Origin of the sequence: Rhizobium sp. CF080 (assembly GCF_000282095.2) — a bacterium.
Taxonomy (GTDB): domain Bacteria; phylum Pseudomonadota; class Alphaproteobacteria; order Rhizobiales; family Rhizobiaceae; genus Neorhizobium.
On record NZ_AKKC02000016.1, the window covers coordinates 479272 to 493647 of the forward strand.

General features: G+C 62.1%; 19 protein-coding genes and 1 pseudogene. 7 read left to right on the forward strand and 13 right to left on the reverse strand.

The window, feature by feature from the left end:
• The first annotated feature begins 125 nt into the window (after window positions 1–125).
• Window positions 126–2336 carry a PBP1A family penicillin-binding protein gene (locus tag PMI07_RS32665; RefSeq protein WP_051484314.1) on the forward strand — a complete coding sequence of 737 codons (2211 nt, stop codon included), beginning with the start codon at window positions 126–128 and terminating at the stop codon, window positions 2334–2336.
• Here the strand turns inward: PMI07_RS32665 and PMI07_RS32670 are convergent.
• Window positions 2317–2793, reverse strand: a complete 477-nt coding sequence (locus PMI07_RS32670; RefSeq protein WP_155956716.1) for a hypothetical protein — start codon at window positions 2791–2793, stop codon at window positions 2317–2319. The genes PMI07_RS32665 and PMI07_RS32670 overlap by 20 nt on opposite strands.
• Before the next feature lie 318 nt (window positions 2794–3111).
• Window positions 3112–3235 (reverse strand): annotated as a pseudogene (locus PMI07_RS35505) (IS5/IS1182 family transposase); the annotation flags it as partial.
• Between the two features lie 23 nt (window positions 3236–3258).
• Here PMI07_RS35505 and PMI07_RS32675 point away from each other — a divergent pair.
• Window positions 3259–3672: a ribonuclease E inhibitor RraB gene (locus tag PMI07_RS32675; protein WP_051484302.1), complete on the forward strand. Its 414-nt coding sequence runs from the start codon at window positions 3259–3261 to the stop codon at window positions 3670–3672.
• Window positions 3673–3712: 40 nt separating this feature from the next.
• Here the strand turns inward: PMI07_RS32675 and PMI07_RS32680 are convergent, their stop codons facing one another.
• Window positions 3713–4033 (reverse strand): HigA family addiction module antitoxin, encoded by a 321-nt coding sequence (locus PMI07_RS32680; RefSeq protein WP_007760732.1) that lies wholly within the window; start codon window positions 4031–4033, stop codon window positions 3713–3715.
• On the reverse strand, window positions 4005–4289 hold the full coding sequence (locus tag PMI07_RS32685) for a type II toxin-antitoxin system RelE/ParE family toxin (RefSeq protein WP_007760722.1): 285 nt from the start codon (window positions 4287–4289) through the stop codon (window positions 4005–4007). The genes PMI07_RS32680 and PMI07_RS32685 overlap by 29 nt, the downstream gene beginning before the upstream one ends.
• 125 nt (window positions 4290–4414) lie before the next feature.
• Between PMI07_RS32685 and PMI07_RS32690 the strand changes: the two genes are divergently transcribed.
• Together PMI07_RS32690 and PMI07_RS32695 are read left to right on the forward strand one after the other, a co-directional pair.
• Window positions 4415–5008 carry a DUF1214 domain-containing protein gene (locus PMI07_RS32690; RefSeq protein ID WP_007760721.1) on the forward strand — a complete coding sequence of 198 codons (594 nt, stop codon included), beginning with the start codon at window positions 4415–4417 and terminating at the stop codon, window positions 5006–5008.
• A 55-nt stretch (window positions 5009–5063) separates the two neighbouring features.
• Complete coding sequence (locus PMI07_RS32695) at window positions 5064–5678, forward strand: DUF1254 domain-containing protein (protein ID WP_245277262.1); 615 nt, start codon at window positions 5064–5066, stop codon at window positions 5676–5678.
• A 14-nt stretch (window positions 5679–5692) separates the two neighbouring features.
• Here PMI07_RS32695 and PMI07_RS32700 read toward each other — a convergent pair whose 3' ends face one another.
• A complete protein-coding gene (locus tag PMI07_RS32700; RefSeq protein WP_007765783.1) occupies window positions 5693–5869 on the reverse strand; it encodes a hypothetical protein in 177 nt (58 codons plus the stop codon).
• A 660-nt stretch (window positions 5870–6529) separates the two neighbouring features.
• Here PMI07_RS32700 and PMI07_RS32705 point away from each other — a divergent pair.
• A complete protein-coding gene (locus PMI07_RS32705) occupies window positions 6530–7570 on the forward strand; it encodes a DUF2336 domain-containing protein (protein ID WP_197032580.1) in 1041 nt (346 codons plus the stop codon).
• 3 nt (window positions 7571–7573) lie between these two features.
• On the opposite strand, the gene PMI07_RS32710 is transcribed toward PMI07_RS32705, so the two are convergent.
• On the reverse strand, window positions 7574–7918 hold the full coding sequence (locus PMI07_RS32710) for a DUF1491 family protein (RefSeq protein WP_007772658.1): 345 nt from the start codon (window positions 7916–7918) through the stop codon (window positions 7574–7576).
• A 124-nt stretch (window positions 7919–8042) separates the two neighbouring features.
• On the opposite strand from PMI07_RS32710, the gene PMI07_RS32715 reads away from it, so the two are divergent.
• Window positions 8043–8378 (forward strand): GIY-YIG nuclease family protein, encoded by a 336-nt coding sequence (locus PMI07_RS32715; protein WP_007772656.1) that lies wholly within the window; start codon window positions 8043–8045, stop codon window positions 8376–8378.
• A 114-nt stretch (window positions 8379–8492) separates the two neighbouring features.
• Window positions 8493–8660 carry a Thivi_2564 family membrane protein gene (locus PMI07_RS35245; RefSeq protein WP_007772654.1) on the forward strand — a complete coding sequence of 56 codons (168 nt, stop codon included), beginning with the start codon at window positions 8493–8495 and terminating at the stop codon, window positions 8658–8660.
• Window positions 8661–8915: 255 nt separating this feature from the next.
• On the opposite strand, the gene PMI07_RS32720 is transcribed toward PMI07_RS35245, so the two are convergent.
• From PMI07_RS32720 to PMI07_RS32750, 7 genes are all read right to left on the reverse strand, one after another.
• The gene (locus PMI07_RS32720; RefSeq protein WP_007772650.1) at window positions 8916–9524 is read right to left on the reverse strand and encodes an ATP-dependent Clp protease proteolytic subunit; all 609 of its coding nucleotides are present in this window, start codon (window positions 9522–9524) and stop codon (window positions 8916–8918) included.
• A gap of 45 nt (window positions 9525–9569) precedes the next feature.
• The gene (locus PMI07_RS32725) at window positions 9570–9929 is read right to left on the reverse strand and encodes an SRPBCC domain-containing protein (protein WP_007772648.1); all 360 of its coding nucleotides are present in this window, start codon (window positions 9927–9929) and stop codon (window positions 9570–9572) included.
• Window positions 9926–10240 (reverse strand): metalloregulator ArsR/SmtB family transcription factor, encoded by a 315-nt coding sequence (locus PMI07_RS32730; RefSeq protein ID WP_007772647.1) that lies wholly within the window; start codon window positions 10238–10240, stop codon window positions 9926–9928. The genes PMI07_RS32725 and PMI07_RS32730 overlap by 4 nt, the downstream gene beginning before the upstream one ends.
• 51 nt (window positions 10241–10291) lie before the next feature.
• On the reverse strand, window positions 10292–10576 hold the full coding sequence (locus PMI07_RS32735; protein ID WP_007772646.1) for a hypothetical protein: 285 nt from the start codon (window positions 10574–10576) through the stop codon (window positions 10292–10294).
• A 19-nt stretch (window positions 10577–10595) separates the two neighbouring features.
• Window positions 10596–10835 (reverse strand): hypothetical protein, encoded by a 240-nt coding sequence (locus PMI07_RS32740; protein ID WP_081761034.1) that lies wholly within the window; start codon window positions 10833–10835, stop codon window positions 10596–10598.
• A gap of 791 nt (window positions 10836–11626) precedes the next feature.
• Window positions 11627–12577: a peptidoglycan-binding domain-containing protein gene (locus PMI07_RS32745; protein WP_024164384.1), complete on the reverse strand. Its 951-nt coding sequence runs from the start codon at window positions 12575–12577 to the stop codon at window positions 11627–11629.
• Complete coding sequence (locus tag PMI07_RS32750) at window positions 12549–14105, reverse strand: HAMP domain-containing sensor histidine kinase (RefSeq protein WP_051484304.1); 1557 nt, start codon at window positions 14103–14105, stop codon at window positions 12549–12551. The genes PMI07_RS32745 and PMI07_RS32750 overlap by 29 nt, the downstream gene beginning before the upstream one ends.
• Window positions 14106–14376: the final 271 nt, after the last annotated feature.

Sequence of the window (14376 nt, forward strand, 5' to 3'; positions counted from 1 at the left end):
CGATTTTGGTATCGCGTATCAACCATTTGTCAGCTAAAGCTGATTAACGGTGAGAGGCTAGAGGTCTTGATCCCTTGAAGGGACCGCGTCAAGCACATCTCATCGATAGGGCGGGGAATTCCAAGGTGCAGGACGAGCCAAAGTCATCCGACGACCGGCCGCGCAGCAAGCGCCACCTGCTGCTGCGTATCGATTCCTGGATCGATTCCACCGTCTGGAACCTCGGTTTCCGGCTTGCCGAAATCTGGGAAGAAATCACCATCTTCTTCCGCCGCTTTCGCGTCCGCGGCTGGAAGCGCATCGGCTTCGAACTGGCCGGCGAGGCGATGACCTTAGGCACGGCCGGTTTCGTCCTGCTGCTCGCGCTCGCCCAGCCGGCGTTCGAGGAAACCCACGAGGACTGGCGCAACCGGGGCGATTTCGCCGTCACCTTCCTCGACCGCTATGGCAGCGTCATCGGCCACCGCGGCATCATCCATGAAGATTCGGTGCCGATCGACGAGCTGCCGGACCACCTGATCAAGGCGGTGCTGGCGACCGAGGACCGCCGCTTCTTCGACCATTTCGGCATCGACTTCTTCGGCCTTGCCCGCGCCATGAGCGAGAACGCCAAGGCCGGTGGCGTCGTGCAGGGCGGCTCCACGCTGACCCAGCAGCTCGCCAAGAACCTGTTCCTCACCAACGAGAGGTCGATCGAACGCAAGATCAAGGAGGCCTTCCTGTCGCTGTGGCTGGAAGCCAACCTCTCCAAGAAGGAAATCCTGTCGCTCTATCTCGACCGCGCCTATATGGGCGGCGGCACGTTCGGAGCGGCGGCTGCGGCACAGTTCTATTTCGGCAAGAACATCACGGAAGTGAACCTTGCCGAATCCGCCATGCTCGCCGGCCTGTTCAAGGCGCCGGCCAAATATGCGCCGCATGTCAACCTGCCGGCCGCCCGCGCCCGCGCCAACGAGGTACTCTCCAACCTGGTGCAGAGCGGGCTGATGACCGAAGGCCAGGTGATCGCCGCCCGCCGCAGCCCGGCGACCGTCGTCGACCGCGCCGACGCCAAGGCGCCCGACTATTTCCTCGACTGGGCCTTCGACGAAGTTCAGCGGCTGGCCGCCGCCGGCAAGTTCCACGAACATTCGGTCGTGGTGCGCACCACGATCGACATGGGCCTGCAGCAGGCCTCGGAATCGGCGGTGGAATCGAGCCTTCGCGAATATGGCGAGAGCTTCAAGGTCAAGCAGGGCGCGCTCGTGATGATCGAGAACGGCGGGGCCGTGCGCGCCATGGTCGGCGGCCGCGACTACGGCGAGAGCCAGTTCAACCGCGCCGCCAAGGCGCTGCGCCAGCCGGGCTCGTCCTTCAAGCTCTATACCTATTCTGCGGCGATGGAAAACGGCTTCAAGCCGGAATCGACGATATCGGACGCGCCGATCACCTGGAACGGCTGGTCGCCGCAGAATTACGGCCGCTCCTACAAGGGCAAGGTGACGCTGCTGTCGGCGATGGCGCAATCGCTCAACACCGTGCCGGTCAGGCTCGCCAAGGACTATCTCGGCACCGACGTGATCGTTAAGACAGCCAAGGCCTTCGGCGTCGAGACGCCGCTCAGGAAGGACAAGACCATCCCGCTCGGCACCTCGGAAATGACCGTGCTCGACCAGGCGACGGGATACGCGGTGATGCCCGCCGGCGGCATGCAGTCGCGCCGCCACGGCATCGAACAGGTTCTCGGCTACGGCGGCGACGTGCTCTACGATTTCAATCGCGACGAACCGCCGGCCAAACGGGTGCTTTCCGAGCAGGCGATGTCGTCGATGAACCGCATCCTGTCCCAGATCCCGGTGATCGGCACGGCCCGCAAGGCAGCGCTCGACGGCGGCATTGTCACGGCCGGCAAGACCGGCACGTCGCAGAGCTATCGCGACGCCTGGTTCATCGGATTTACCGGCAATTACACGACCGCCGTCTGGTTCGGCAACGACGACTTCACCTCGATGAACAACATGACCGGCGGCTCACTGCCGGCCGCGACCTTCAAGACTGTCATGGATTATGCCCATCAGGGCATCGAGCTGCGCGCCATTCCCGGCATCGACAACCCGCTGCCGACCGGCGACCACAAGGGCAACGCGGTCGCCAAGAAGAAGGAAGGCCCCGACACCGGATTGCAGGCGCTCATCCGCCCGCGCTCGCTATCGGCCGAATCCACCCGGCTGCTGCGGCAGATCGCCGGAAAGCTGAAAGAGGCCGGCCGGCTTGGACCTGCGACCGCCAAGGTCGCCGACAAGACCACGACGGGATCGGTCGCCGAGGTCACCCCGGTCAGTTCCAAAACCCCCTGAAGCCCCGGGTTCCGAGCCTGCCGCGCACGGTCGCGGCGATGCAGAGCGCCGTCACGCCTTCGTGCAGGCCGCCCTGCAGCAATTTTTCGAAGGCGATGCGGTCCCGTTCCGACAATCCGTCGTCGGCTCGGGAAATCCAGCTGTCGAATTGCGCGGCGCGTTCGCCCTGATCGATATCCTGGCCCATCAGGTCGAAGAAGCGGACATAGGTATCGACCGCGAGGTTCTTGACGGGCGGGCTCGTCCACCCCTGCCGGGCCGCCTGCGGCAGGCAGGTATCGATGGCCTCGACGACGGCGCGGCGCGCCTCGGTCGGCTGGCTTTCGGTCAGCGTCATGAAGTCGGCGGAAATGGTCTTCGGGCTCGCCGGCCCCTTTTCCGGCTTCAGGTGGTAATAGGCGCCCGATCCTGCCGCCACGGCCATCAATGCGCCGGTCGCCATCATCCATAATCTCATCGTCTCTGTCCCGGAACGTTGTCGCGGGCTGACGGTAGCCAAGGAACGAGCCGCGCAATGTGCCGGAGGGAACTAGTCACAGGAACCGCTCGAAAAAGCCTTATCAAAGGGTTAGCAGCGAGATCCGGATGTACGGGTATAGGACGTATGGCGTATAAGCTGGATGATAGCGGCACGGCTGGCGGCATTTACCCCATTCGGAAGTGGAAGCCAGCAGCCGGGCGAGGCCGTTATTCAACGCGTCCAGGCGGACCGATTCGGGCAAGGCATGCGCGCGCGCCGGAAAGACACGCCCACCCATTCCCAATAGAAGCAATGCTAGGCCGTGGACTCGTAATGGCGTAAGATCAGACGAATGCAGCTATCTTCGCATCGCCAGGAAGATCGAGCCTAACTTATCATAGCGAGTTGCGATCCTTCGCGAGCATTTGAGCTTGTTGAATTACCCGCCACTTGAAGTCAGTCATGTCGTATCGGCTCATGCCGATTTTTAATCGTACTTCGAGGCAACTGGGAATCCTGCTACGCCTACAAATCAACTCGCTTCACGAGGCGCCGATGTCGTTGTTTGAAGAGAACGCAGCGATCCTGCAAAAGATGGAGTCCGATGGAAAAGACCTTAGCTCGCCGCGGTCCGTCGATTTCTGCCACGTTTTCCCCGACAAAGTATCGGCTGACGCTTTTGCTCGGATGGCTGAAGCGCAAGGGTTTGCCGTTGCGGTGGACGAAGTCGAGCGAGAAACGAACCCATGGGACGTAACAGCGTCCAAGGACATGACACCGACCTGCGGTGCGATCACAAGCATCGAAGATCGTCTGGACGCCGTGGCGCGATCATATCAAGGTCGAGCAGATGGCTGGGGCTTCTTCAACGTCTGATCACCCCGGTTTATGAGTTCACGACCTAACCCTCAAGGTATCAGGCTGCGCGCGGCTCGATGCTGTTCAAGGCGTCACCCAGTTCGCGGCGCCGCTGCATCAGGTCGTAATCCGCCTGCAGGCCGAGGAAAAAGCCCTCGGACATGCCAAAATAACGAGCCAGCCTGAGATCGGTATCGGCGGAGATCGACCGCTTGGCAAGCACGATCTCGTTGATCCGGCGCGGCGGCACGCCGATGGCACGCGCCAGTCCGTTCTGAGAGAGATCCATGGGTTTCAGGAAATCCTCCAGCAGGATTTCCCCCGGATGCGGGTTCGGGAGCCATTCGGTCTCAACCATGGTAGTCGACGATTTCGACATGGGCAGGCCCTCCTTCGGTCCAGACGAAACAAATACGCCATTGATCATTGATGCGGATCGAGAACTGACCCGAACGGTCGCCTTTCGGCGCCTCGAGCCGGTTTCCGGGCGGAATGCGCAGGTCCGACAACGCGCGTGCCTGATTGAGAAGACGCAGTTTTCTCAGCGCAACCGACTGCATGTCCGGGGGCAGTTTACGGCTTTTCCTGCCGGACCAAATCCGCTCGGCTTCGCGATCCGCAAAATCCCTGATCATGCGACAGCTATAACGCAACGCGTTATAGTCTGCAACGGATCTGGGTTTCGCCCGCGGCCCCATTCCTTCGCAACGGAATCAATGCTAACCCTCTGACACTGCTGTCCGAGGACCAAAGCAAACCCGTGTTTCGTGTTCCCTTCCTCATTGCGATTGCGCTCACCATCGCCTTCGGCGGCGGGATTTGGTCCACCCTGTTGGCGCTGGATGCCACGATCGGTTTCGGTGCGATCAAGCTCGGCTCGTGGGAAGCATTTCCACAGGCGCAGACCGCGCAGGCCGACCCTTACGCGAAGTCGCACCGGGCCAATGCCGGCAAGCTCATCTATGCGAGCGCGGAAGGCCTCACCTTCATCGCCTCGGTCGACGAGAAGGGCGAGCGGCTGACCGGAAGCTGCTCCTATCGCCTCACCGGCCACACGCCGCCGGCGCGTTTCTGGACGCTGTTTGCCGCAGTTCCCGGTGGCGCGCCGCCCTTAGCGCAATCCGACCTGCCGACCGCACTCAATTCCCGCATCGTGCTGCGCAACGGCAGTAGCGACGGCGGTTTCGACATCGCGATTTCCGCAACCGCAAGGCCGGGCAATTGGCTCGCCGTTTCGACGCCCGGCGTGTTCCGGCTGACGCTGACGCTGTTCGACACGCCGACGGCCGGCAGTTCCGGCCTGATCGACCTCACCATGCCGCGCATCGAGAAGATCGGGTGCGGCAATGTCTAGAGGTTTTGGGTCTAGAGGTTTTGGGTCCCGGGGTTTCGGGTCCAGGGGTTTGGGCTTGGGGTCCAGAGGTCTGGTGTCCAGCGGCTTGGGGTCCCGGGGTTTTGCGCTGAAGCTTCTGCTGGCGGTGATCACCGGGCTCGTCGGCGCGGCGCTGCTGCACCTGATCATCGTGCTGGCGCTGCCGGATTTCAGCGAGCGCGACGCCTATACGCGGGTGCTGGCGGAGGGCGAGATCTTGCGGTTCTACCGCTTAAGGGAAACGCCGGACCGCGCCGGGCTCTCCAAGGACGATCCGTTCGTCGATGCGGCGGTCTGCGCCTTCGACGTCTCCGAGGGACCGGTGCGGCTGACGGCCGCCAATGGCGGCGTGCCCTTCTGGTCGCTGGGCGTCTATGACCAGTCGTCCAACGAGGTGTTCAGCATCAATGACCGGACGTCGGCCGGCGGCGTGCTGGATGTGGTGATCGCCTCGCCGATGCAGTTGACCGCATTGCGCAAAGCGCTGCCGCAGGCGGTCTCGCAGTCGATATTGGTGGAAGCCAAGGAGGCGGCGGGATATGTGGTCCTGAGAAGTCTCGTCCCGCAACCGAGTTTTGCGGGGATCGTGTCGCAATTCCTGAACCAGGCCACCTGTGCGCCCTTCGAATGGCGCTCCCGAAGCCGGTTCTGATGTCCGGTTCCCGACTATTCGGCACGCACCGCGTGGTTTTCGGCCTTGCGGTCGCCAAAGTCCTCGAAACGTTCATACCGCACGCCGGTGAACAGCAGAAGCTGCCCGGCGTTCTCGCTTTCGCCGATCCTGATCTGCGGCCGGCGTTCTCGCTCGCTGCGCCATCTGTTCAGTACTACGATCTCTGCCATGCTCGGCTCCATTCAAGGAATTCGAGACGGATGAAGACGGACCGATCTCACCCTGCCCTCCAAGGGGCCTGACGCTTCCCGGACACGTCCGGGCATCCGCGCCTTTCTCGTCTGTGCGCCTTTTTCGAAGACGCAACGACATTTCCGCATGAACGGCCGGTTCCGCCCGAACCGGCCGTTATCGGGAAGACCCCAGGAACTCAGGGGGTCCAACCGGAACTTGAAAACCCGGCAGGCACACGCCGGTTACTGCCTGGATTCAGCCTGAGCACCGTTAACAATGTCTTACCGCTAATATAGCACTTGCTACCGGTGCATGTCTGTTGTCCGCAGCCAAAACGCAGAAGCGTCCATTTGGTTCGCCCCCTTTGCGGGGCGCGACCGGAGCCGCGATTTCTTGGCCGAAACAGCACAACTGCAAGAAATCAGGGACGTATCAAAACGATCCATTTTCACAGACCGTTAACTCTCCAAGGGTTAGCATCCGGTTAAACCAGGGCGACCTCATTCTGCAGATGTTCTCACAGCTGCGTGAGCGAGCGGCGCGCCACCGGGAGTTTCCCAGGCAAGGTACGATGAGAGCGCCAGGCGAGCTTTTCCGGCACACCTGATCGGCGTTCGGCACTCCGGATTTGTTTTGCGTAGATTGCGAGTTTGCCAGTGACGAATGAATTTCGAGACCTTGAAAGGCCCCAGGCCATGCGTAAGAAGGATGTGGTGCTGATGGCCACGGTGACGAGCTTCGAAAGTCTTCCGTACCCTTCGCGGTCGGAGCTTCGACAGTTCGCCGAGCTCTTCGCCCCCCTGTTTTCCGCATCGTCCGAAGAAGCCCGCCGCGATGCGGTGGCAGCCCTTTCTCAATGCAAGACCGTGCCTCCGGCCGTCGCCTTCTTCATCGCCAGCCAGCCGATCGCGGTCGCAGCCCCCTTCCTCACCGCCTCGACCTGCCTTTCCGACGACGCGCTGATCGCGATCGCCCGCACGCAGGGCGAAGCGCATGCCCGTGCCATCGTCCGCCGCGAGGCGCTCTCGCCGACGGTGATCGACGCGCTGGTGGGCCTGCGCCACGACCGCAATACCCGCCGCGATGCGCCCGAGAACCTCGAGGCGCTTGTGCCGCGCAGGCCGACGCCCGAAATGGTCGACGAGGCCGAACGCCAGGCGCGCGAGGAACTCCTGCGCAGCCGCATCAGGGCGCTTGCCGGCCATATCGACCGGCCGGCCGACGACCGGCTGGGCCTGCGCAATCTGTCACCGATCCAGGAGGCGCTGCTCGTCCGGTTCGCCCGCAACCGGGAGACCGGCCTGTTCGCGACCGTACTCGCCGATACGCTTTCCGCCAGCCACTGGCTTGCCGAACGGATCATGCTCGACATTTCCGGCCAGCAGCTCGCCACGACGCTGAAGGGCCTGGCGATGGAAACGGCTGATGCGCTGTTTATCCTGCAGCGGCTCTACGACCATCTGGGCTTTGAGCAGGATGGAGTGACGCGCGCCGCCGCCCTCTGGGATGCGCTCGACGAAACCGAATGCGGCAACCGGGTCGAGGCCTGGCGCCGCGCCGACAGCTACACCTATTCGGAACCGCAGCATCAGCCGATGTTTGCCGAGAACCGCGCAGAGGACAGCCGCCAGCCGCGGGTGATCCGCACCACCGCCAGCGCCCGCAAGCCGCTCAACGGCCTCTACCGGGTGCGCTGAACCCTAGCCGGGCTTCACCACTTCGAAAAGATCGGCGATGTCGTCGATCTCCAGTTCCAGCAGCCAGAGATCCGGATCGAAGCGCAGTTCGCGCGACAGTATCTCGCGGATCGCCTCCGGCTCGGCCCGTTCCGCCCTCACCTCGAATTTGCGCCCGCCGTCGTCCTCGTCGCCGAAGAAATTCTGCGGCGCCGGCGCGTAGAGCGTTTCCAGCCCGTCGCGAAAACGCTGGCGGATGAAGATCGCGCCCGCCGCCTCCGCGCCCTTCTTCTCGACGGCGGCAAAACCACCGAGCCCGAAGACGCGGCGGATCATGGCGGAGACGACGATCTCGGATTTCAGGCGCATGCCCCCTCTTACGGCGCTTCGGGGCCGAGCGCAAATACGCCTCCACACAATTTTACCCGGATACAACTATTGCCATAATATTACCCGGATGATATTAGCGGACCTCCATCAAGAGGGCACGGACATGAACAACATCGACAGGAAAGCGGCGATCTCCGCCTACAAGGAACGCAAGGCGCCGGCCGGCATCTATGCCATCCGTTTTGCGCCCATGGGGCAGCGATGGGTCGGCCGCGCCGGCGACCTCGACAAGATCCAGAACCGCGTGTGGTTCACGCTCCGCCACGGCAGCCATGTGAGCAAGAGCCTGCAGGCCGCCTGGAACGCCAACCGGCCGGAGGATTTTGCGATCGAGCGGCTGGAGGCGATCGACGAGGAACTGACCGGCTACCTGCGCGACCGGACGCTGAAGGACCGACATCTGCACTGGGCCTGGGAACTCGGCGCCGAGGCGGTCTGAGCCCTCCCCACGAAGCCCCTGAGAAGAAACAGGAAATCGCGCCCTTTTCTTTCTCCGAATGCACCATAATTACACATCGATGCCACACGGCATTGTTGAAAAGGAGTTTGGGGCTTGGCTACTTCCGCATTGATCAGCATTCTGATCACCTTCCTGGTGATCGTCCTGGTTCTCTATCTCGTCGCTCGCCTGCCGATCGACGGACGCGCGAAACAGATCGCGCAGATCATCATCATCATCATCGGCATCATTTCGCTGCTGAAATATCTCGCCGTTTTCTGAGGCGATTTTCTGCAAATTGAGAAATTGCCTTTCATCCTCTCTCCGTTCCGGCGGAGAGGGGCGCTCTCTTGAGAAGGCGGTAAACGGTGCAGCCTATCCCGGCATTCGGCAGCAAATGCCCGTCGGCTGTGGGGCGATCGCGGCCGCTTAGCGCCAATTTCGGACATTGCCGGTATCGCGAAACTGCCAATTCCACGACGTTGCGAAAGTCAGGAAAACAGGCGCCGCTTTAATCGGGATTTTCGCGACAACCGATTAGGCGGCCACGTCTTCCCGAACCTGTAGAATGCGGTCGATAAGCCCCCATTCCAGTGCTTCTTCCGCCGTCATGAAGCGGTCGCGGTCCATCGCGCGTTCAAAATCCTCATAGGAGCGCCCGCAATGCTCGGCATAGAGCCGTGTCATGCGATGCTTGGTCTTCTGCATTTCCTCGGCATGGATCAGCATGTCCGATGCTTGCCCCTGGAATCCGCCCAGCGGCTGGTGAATATGGATGCTGGCATTGGGAAGCGCAGTGCGTTCGCCCCGCTGGCCGGACATCAACAGGAACGACCCCATCGAGCGGGCGGTCCCCATGCACAGCGTATGCACCGGGGCGTGAATGTAACGCATCGTATCGTACATCGCGAGGCCGCTGGTTACGACGCCACCTGGCGAATTGATGTAGAGATGGATCGGCCTTTTGGGGTTTTCGGCTTCGAGAAACAGCAATTGTGCGCAGACAAGCGCCGAGACCGAATCGTTGACCTCACCATTGAGGAAGATGATCCGCTCGCGCAGAAGCCGGGAATAAATATCAAATGAACGCTCTCCCCGGCTGGACTGTTCTATAACCATAGGGACGAGCTGCATCGCTTCGCGCATCGGCGACCTCCAAACTTCGAGAATTTTAGGGTGAGGCTCGCCGCCTCAGGCGGCGAGCATGAGCTGCGGGCTGTTGCCGTTCGCGGCCGCCCTCGTCATTCCGTCGAATCTCGCGTCCGTCAGTTCGTGGACGATCCGAAGGCAGGTTCCGCCCGTCGCGTTCGGGGTGATAGTGAACGTCACGGTGCTTTCAAGGAACGGCGGGCTATCATCGCGCAGCTTGTAGCGGACCTCTTGGCCGGGCGTGACGGTAATCGCATCGGGATTGGCCAATGCCTCCTTTGGCAACCACCTTTCCCGGAACTCGGGAATACTGATAGCGCGCCAGACCTTTTGCGGCGGATCGCCCAAGTCAAACTCCAGCTCGACGCCGCTCTCCTGCACCTTGGGCTTCCCTGCGTTCATTGATCCATGTCCTTCAGCAAATCCTTGAGAGCTGCAATGCGCGTGGGCCAATAGGCGCGATACTTCGCCAGCCATTGTGCGATGAGAGCCAGCCCCTCCGGATCGACTTCGTAATTCACGAAACGCCCCTGCCGTTCTTCCCTCACGAGCTTTGCACTGCGCAGAACCGCGAGGTGTTGCGACATTGCCGGTTGGCTGATCTCCATGCCCTTGCGCAAGGCGCTGGCGTTCATGCTCCCTGCCGCCAGCTTCTCGAAGATCGCGCGGCGGGTCGGATCTGCCAAAGCTCGGAAAAAGTCATTCTCGATCATGCAAACACATAAGCACACACTTATGCGAATCGCAAGCTGTGTTTAAGATATTTAGGAAATTTTGCCGCGAAACTCACTGGCAACTCTAAGATTCGCGGCCGACTTTTGCGACGTCCAATGACCGCTTCGGGCTGAAAGCGGTCTGGGCCCCGGCGACACCGTCGACCCGACATCCGCATAGGCGATGTTCGACAGGCCGCGCTGGATCTGCAGCATGAGGTCGCTCGGCTGGCCGGGCGCGTTCGGTTGATTGGGCACGTTCGGCTTCTGGGAGACGGGCGTGGCCGCGGGCCGGCCGGAATTGGAGGCGGCGTTCGGGATATTGGCGGGCGGCATCATGCCTCATGAGAAGGCTTCACGAAGAAGCCGAAAATTTCACCGTCACGCCGCGCTGGCGAAAGTAGGCCTGCATGAGCTTCCTGCCAGAACGGTTGTTCTGCACGAGCTTGGCCGGGTCGAAGACGGCCTCTTTCAAACCCGTTCGGGCCATCGCCGCCTTGAGAATCGCGATATGCATGTCGATGTCGGCGTTGTTCGCTTGGAGCGATTCATAAATGCGGCCTGTTGCATCTGCTACGGTCGGTTCGCTCACTATTTTACTCCTGTTGTTGTTTGGCTGGCGCTTACCACATTTTTTCGGCTTGACCTTATTGTGGTGAAAAATGCCCCCGTCAATGTGCGACGATAGATTGGAACATCGCGTCCGCTTTCGAAGATATGACACCAGAAGCAGACCAGCGGAAACCAGCATTGCTGCCCAGATGCTGGGGTAACAATGCGCCAAGAGCCTACATTGGGTCTAAGCCGAGGAAACTGTCTTCCGCATGTACCTCTGGCGCACGATCTGGTTCTCTTGCCACAGTTCTGTAGGCTCAAATCCACAAGATCGATACAGACTACCTGCCTCCACCGCGCCGGGATTGCCTTCCGCAAACGTATCAACGCTCAGGGTTGCGTCGAGTGGAGTGATCAGGATCGCAGTGTCAACTAGAGACCTTCCGACACCTCGACGTCTAGTCTCTCGAGAAACAGCAAGCCATCTAATCCAAAACCCGTTGCCACTCCCGCCAAAAAGCATGGCACCTAACAGGTGTCGGCTAGATGAGCGAACGCAATATGCTTGCCTCTGAAGGATTTTTCTCCGGAGCACAGTTTCGAATTCAGGCATCGGCCCAAAAAGCGGAATGACCTCTTGGTTCAGTTCCATCCAAGGCTCAATATCGAAAGCTTCGGCTAGTTCAACTCGCATGGTACTCCCCGAACCCTAGCGATGTTTCGGATGGATCGTGGCGGGCTTAATATCAATGACCGCTTCGGGCCAAAAGCGGTCGCTGGTGGCCCTCGCCGCAATAAACAAGAGAAAACTCGGGAGATCGAGAGCGTCGCCTACAGCGCGCCGATCGACTTCAGTTTCTTCAGCACCAGTTCGTCGGGCTCGCCGGTCTCGGGCAGGCGATAGTGGCGCTGGAAGCGGCGGATGGCGGCCTTGGTCTGGGCCCCGGCGACACCGTCGACCCCGACATCCGCATAGGCGATGTTCGACAGGCCGCGCTGGATCTGCAGCACGAGGTCGCTCGGCTGGCCGGGCGCGTTCGGTTGATTGGGCGCGTTCGGCTTCTGGGAGACGGGCGTGGCCGCGGGCCGGCCGGAATTGGAGGCGGCGTTCGGGATATTGGCGGGCGGCGTCATGGCCGGTTTGCGCTCGGAGGCGCGGATTGCGGCGGCCACCGGGTCTTCACCCCGCGCATTGGCACTTTCGGCCGGGCGGACCGGAGAAACGGGCTTCGGCGGCAGGGCGGCGGATTGAACAGGCCTTGTCGGTGCGGCGGGGGTTGCCCTTGCCGTCTCGGCGAGCTTCGGCGTCGCGGGCTGCGCCTCATGGGGCGTTGCCGGCTGGGCGGCCGCCTGCTGCGGGCGCGGGAGCGGCGCGACGACGGAAGGGGCGGACGGCACGGGTGCGGACGGCACTGCTGTCTGCACAGGCGCGGCCGCAGGTGCTGCGGCTGGAGCCGGCGTTACGGCATCCGGATCGGCGCGCTCGATGCGGAACGTGGTGACGTCGGCGGGCGCGGTGCGCCTTGCCGGGCGATAACCGGCGATCGCATTCGGGTTCTTGGAATCGCGGGTGGCGAGGAAGGGGGATGGATGACCGCCCGGCTGGTACCAGAGCGCGTTGGCGGCGACGAAGGAGAAGACGACGCCGAAGGCCGCGCAACCGAACAGCGCTTTCGGCCGGCGCGCAGCCGCCCGCGCTCCCGCCAGAGCCAAGCTCGGCAGAAGACCCGGCTGCTTGACAGATTTTTTCCTGTCAGGCGATTTTCGCTTCCGCGCGGTCATCGATAAAATCCTGTTCGTCCATCATGGCCGCATGCCGGGCTGCCCTCAGCCGCGGCGGGAATTCGACTTTCTCCTCCCGGGATTGATCCCGTTCTCCTTCGACGCCAGAGCCGTCTGCCGGCAGCGAGATCGTCACCACGGTCCCCTCGCCCGGACGGCTGGCGATCGCGAAACGACCGCCGTGCAGCGCCACCAATCCCTTTACCAGAGAAAGACCGAGACCGGTACCTTCGTAGGAGCGGGTATAAGCATTTTCCACCTGCATGAACGGCTGGCCGATGAATTGCAGCTTTTCGGGCGCGATGCCGATGCCGGTATCGCTGACGGAAATCTTGATGTCATCGCCCTCGAGCATGGCGTCGATCGACACCACGCCGCCGGGGCCGGTGAACTTGATCGCGTTGCCGGCAAGGTTGATGAGGATCTGCTGCACGGCGCGGCGGTCGGCGATTACTTCGCCAAGCCCGCGAGAGGCGCGGCTGGTCAGCGTCACGCCCTTTTCGCGGGCGGTCAGGTCCAGCATGGCGCGGCAGGTTTCCACGGCTTCCGCGATCGCGAAGGGTTCGGCGAGCAATTCGTAACGGCCTGCCTCGATCTTCGACATGTCGAGCATGGTGTTGACGACCGAAAGCAGGTGGCCGCCCGACTGGCGGATCAGGCCGACATATTCGCGCTGGCGGTCATTTTCGAGCCTGCCGAAATATTCGCCGGCGAGAACGTCGGAAAAACCGAGAATGGCGTTGAGCGGGGTGCGCAGTTCGTGGCTGACGGCGGCAAGGAATCTCGACTTCGCCTCATGGGCGGAGCGTGCCTCGTCGATATGGGCTGCCGCTTCCGAGCGGAGCTGCTCTTCTTCCGACATGTCCCGCGCCTGCGCCAGGACGTGGAGGAGCTCCCCTTCGCCGTCGCGGATGGCGGTCATGTCGAGGCGGACGGCCAGGAACTGGCGGCCGGCAGCCGAGAACGGCCGCTCGATGCGGATATCGGCAATCGCGCTCGATGCACCCTGGCGCAGCATGTCGAAGGCCTGGACGAGGCCGATCCGGTCGGACACGTGGACGCGTTCGGCCAGCGGCTCGCCGGCCGTCTCGCGCAGGCTTGCGGGAAACAGATGCTGGTCGCGGCCGCCGGTCTTCAGCAGCAGGCCGTGCGGATCGAGAATGAGGGACAGGCCCGGCATCGCATGGAAGGCTCCCTCTTCCGGCTGCGGCGCGGCAACGGACACCACGGCATGGCGCGGAAAGGCGAAGGAGGCGGCAACGGCCAGAAGGAAGAGCGACAGCACCAGCGCGACGCCGACGGGCAGCGCCAAGGCCGGCGGCAGAAGCAGCGAAAGCACCGGCGGCACCGAGACGAGTGCGGCAAGGGCACAGAAAGCGAGGCGGCGGAACTGCGCAATTTCACCGGCGCGGGCGGTCTCGCCCTCGCCGAGGCGCGTGAGCCAGCGGGTCGCGGTCTCATCGACCAGCGTGACCGCCTTTCCGGCAATGTTACTCAATACGCGCACGCAAAACCCTGACAGACTCATTCATCCAGGCCGACAATAGGCCTCCGTGGCTTAAGGAAAGGATAAAAGAAGGGGGTGCGGGAAGCCCCGCAATGGGCCAAAATCCGGCTTTGGGACAGAAGGGCCAAGCCTTCCGAGTTTGTGGTTAACGGGGCGTAAGCGGCGGATTTGCTTCGATTTTTCCCAAGACGTTAACCTTTGTGGCAGACAGGCGGTCCAGAAAGCCAAGGGTTTAGGGCGGCCTGCCGCAATTATGCTTAACACGGATTGCTAAAATTCGATTCACGTTCGC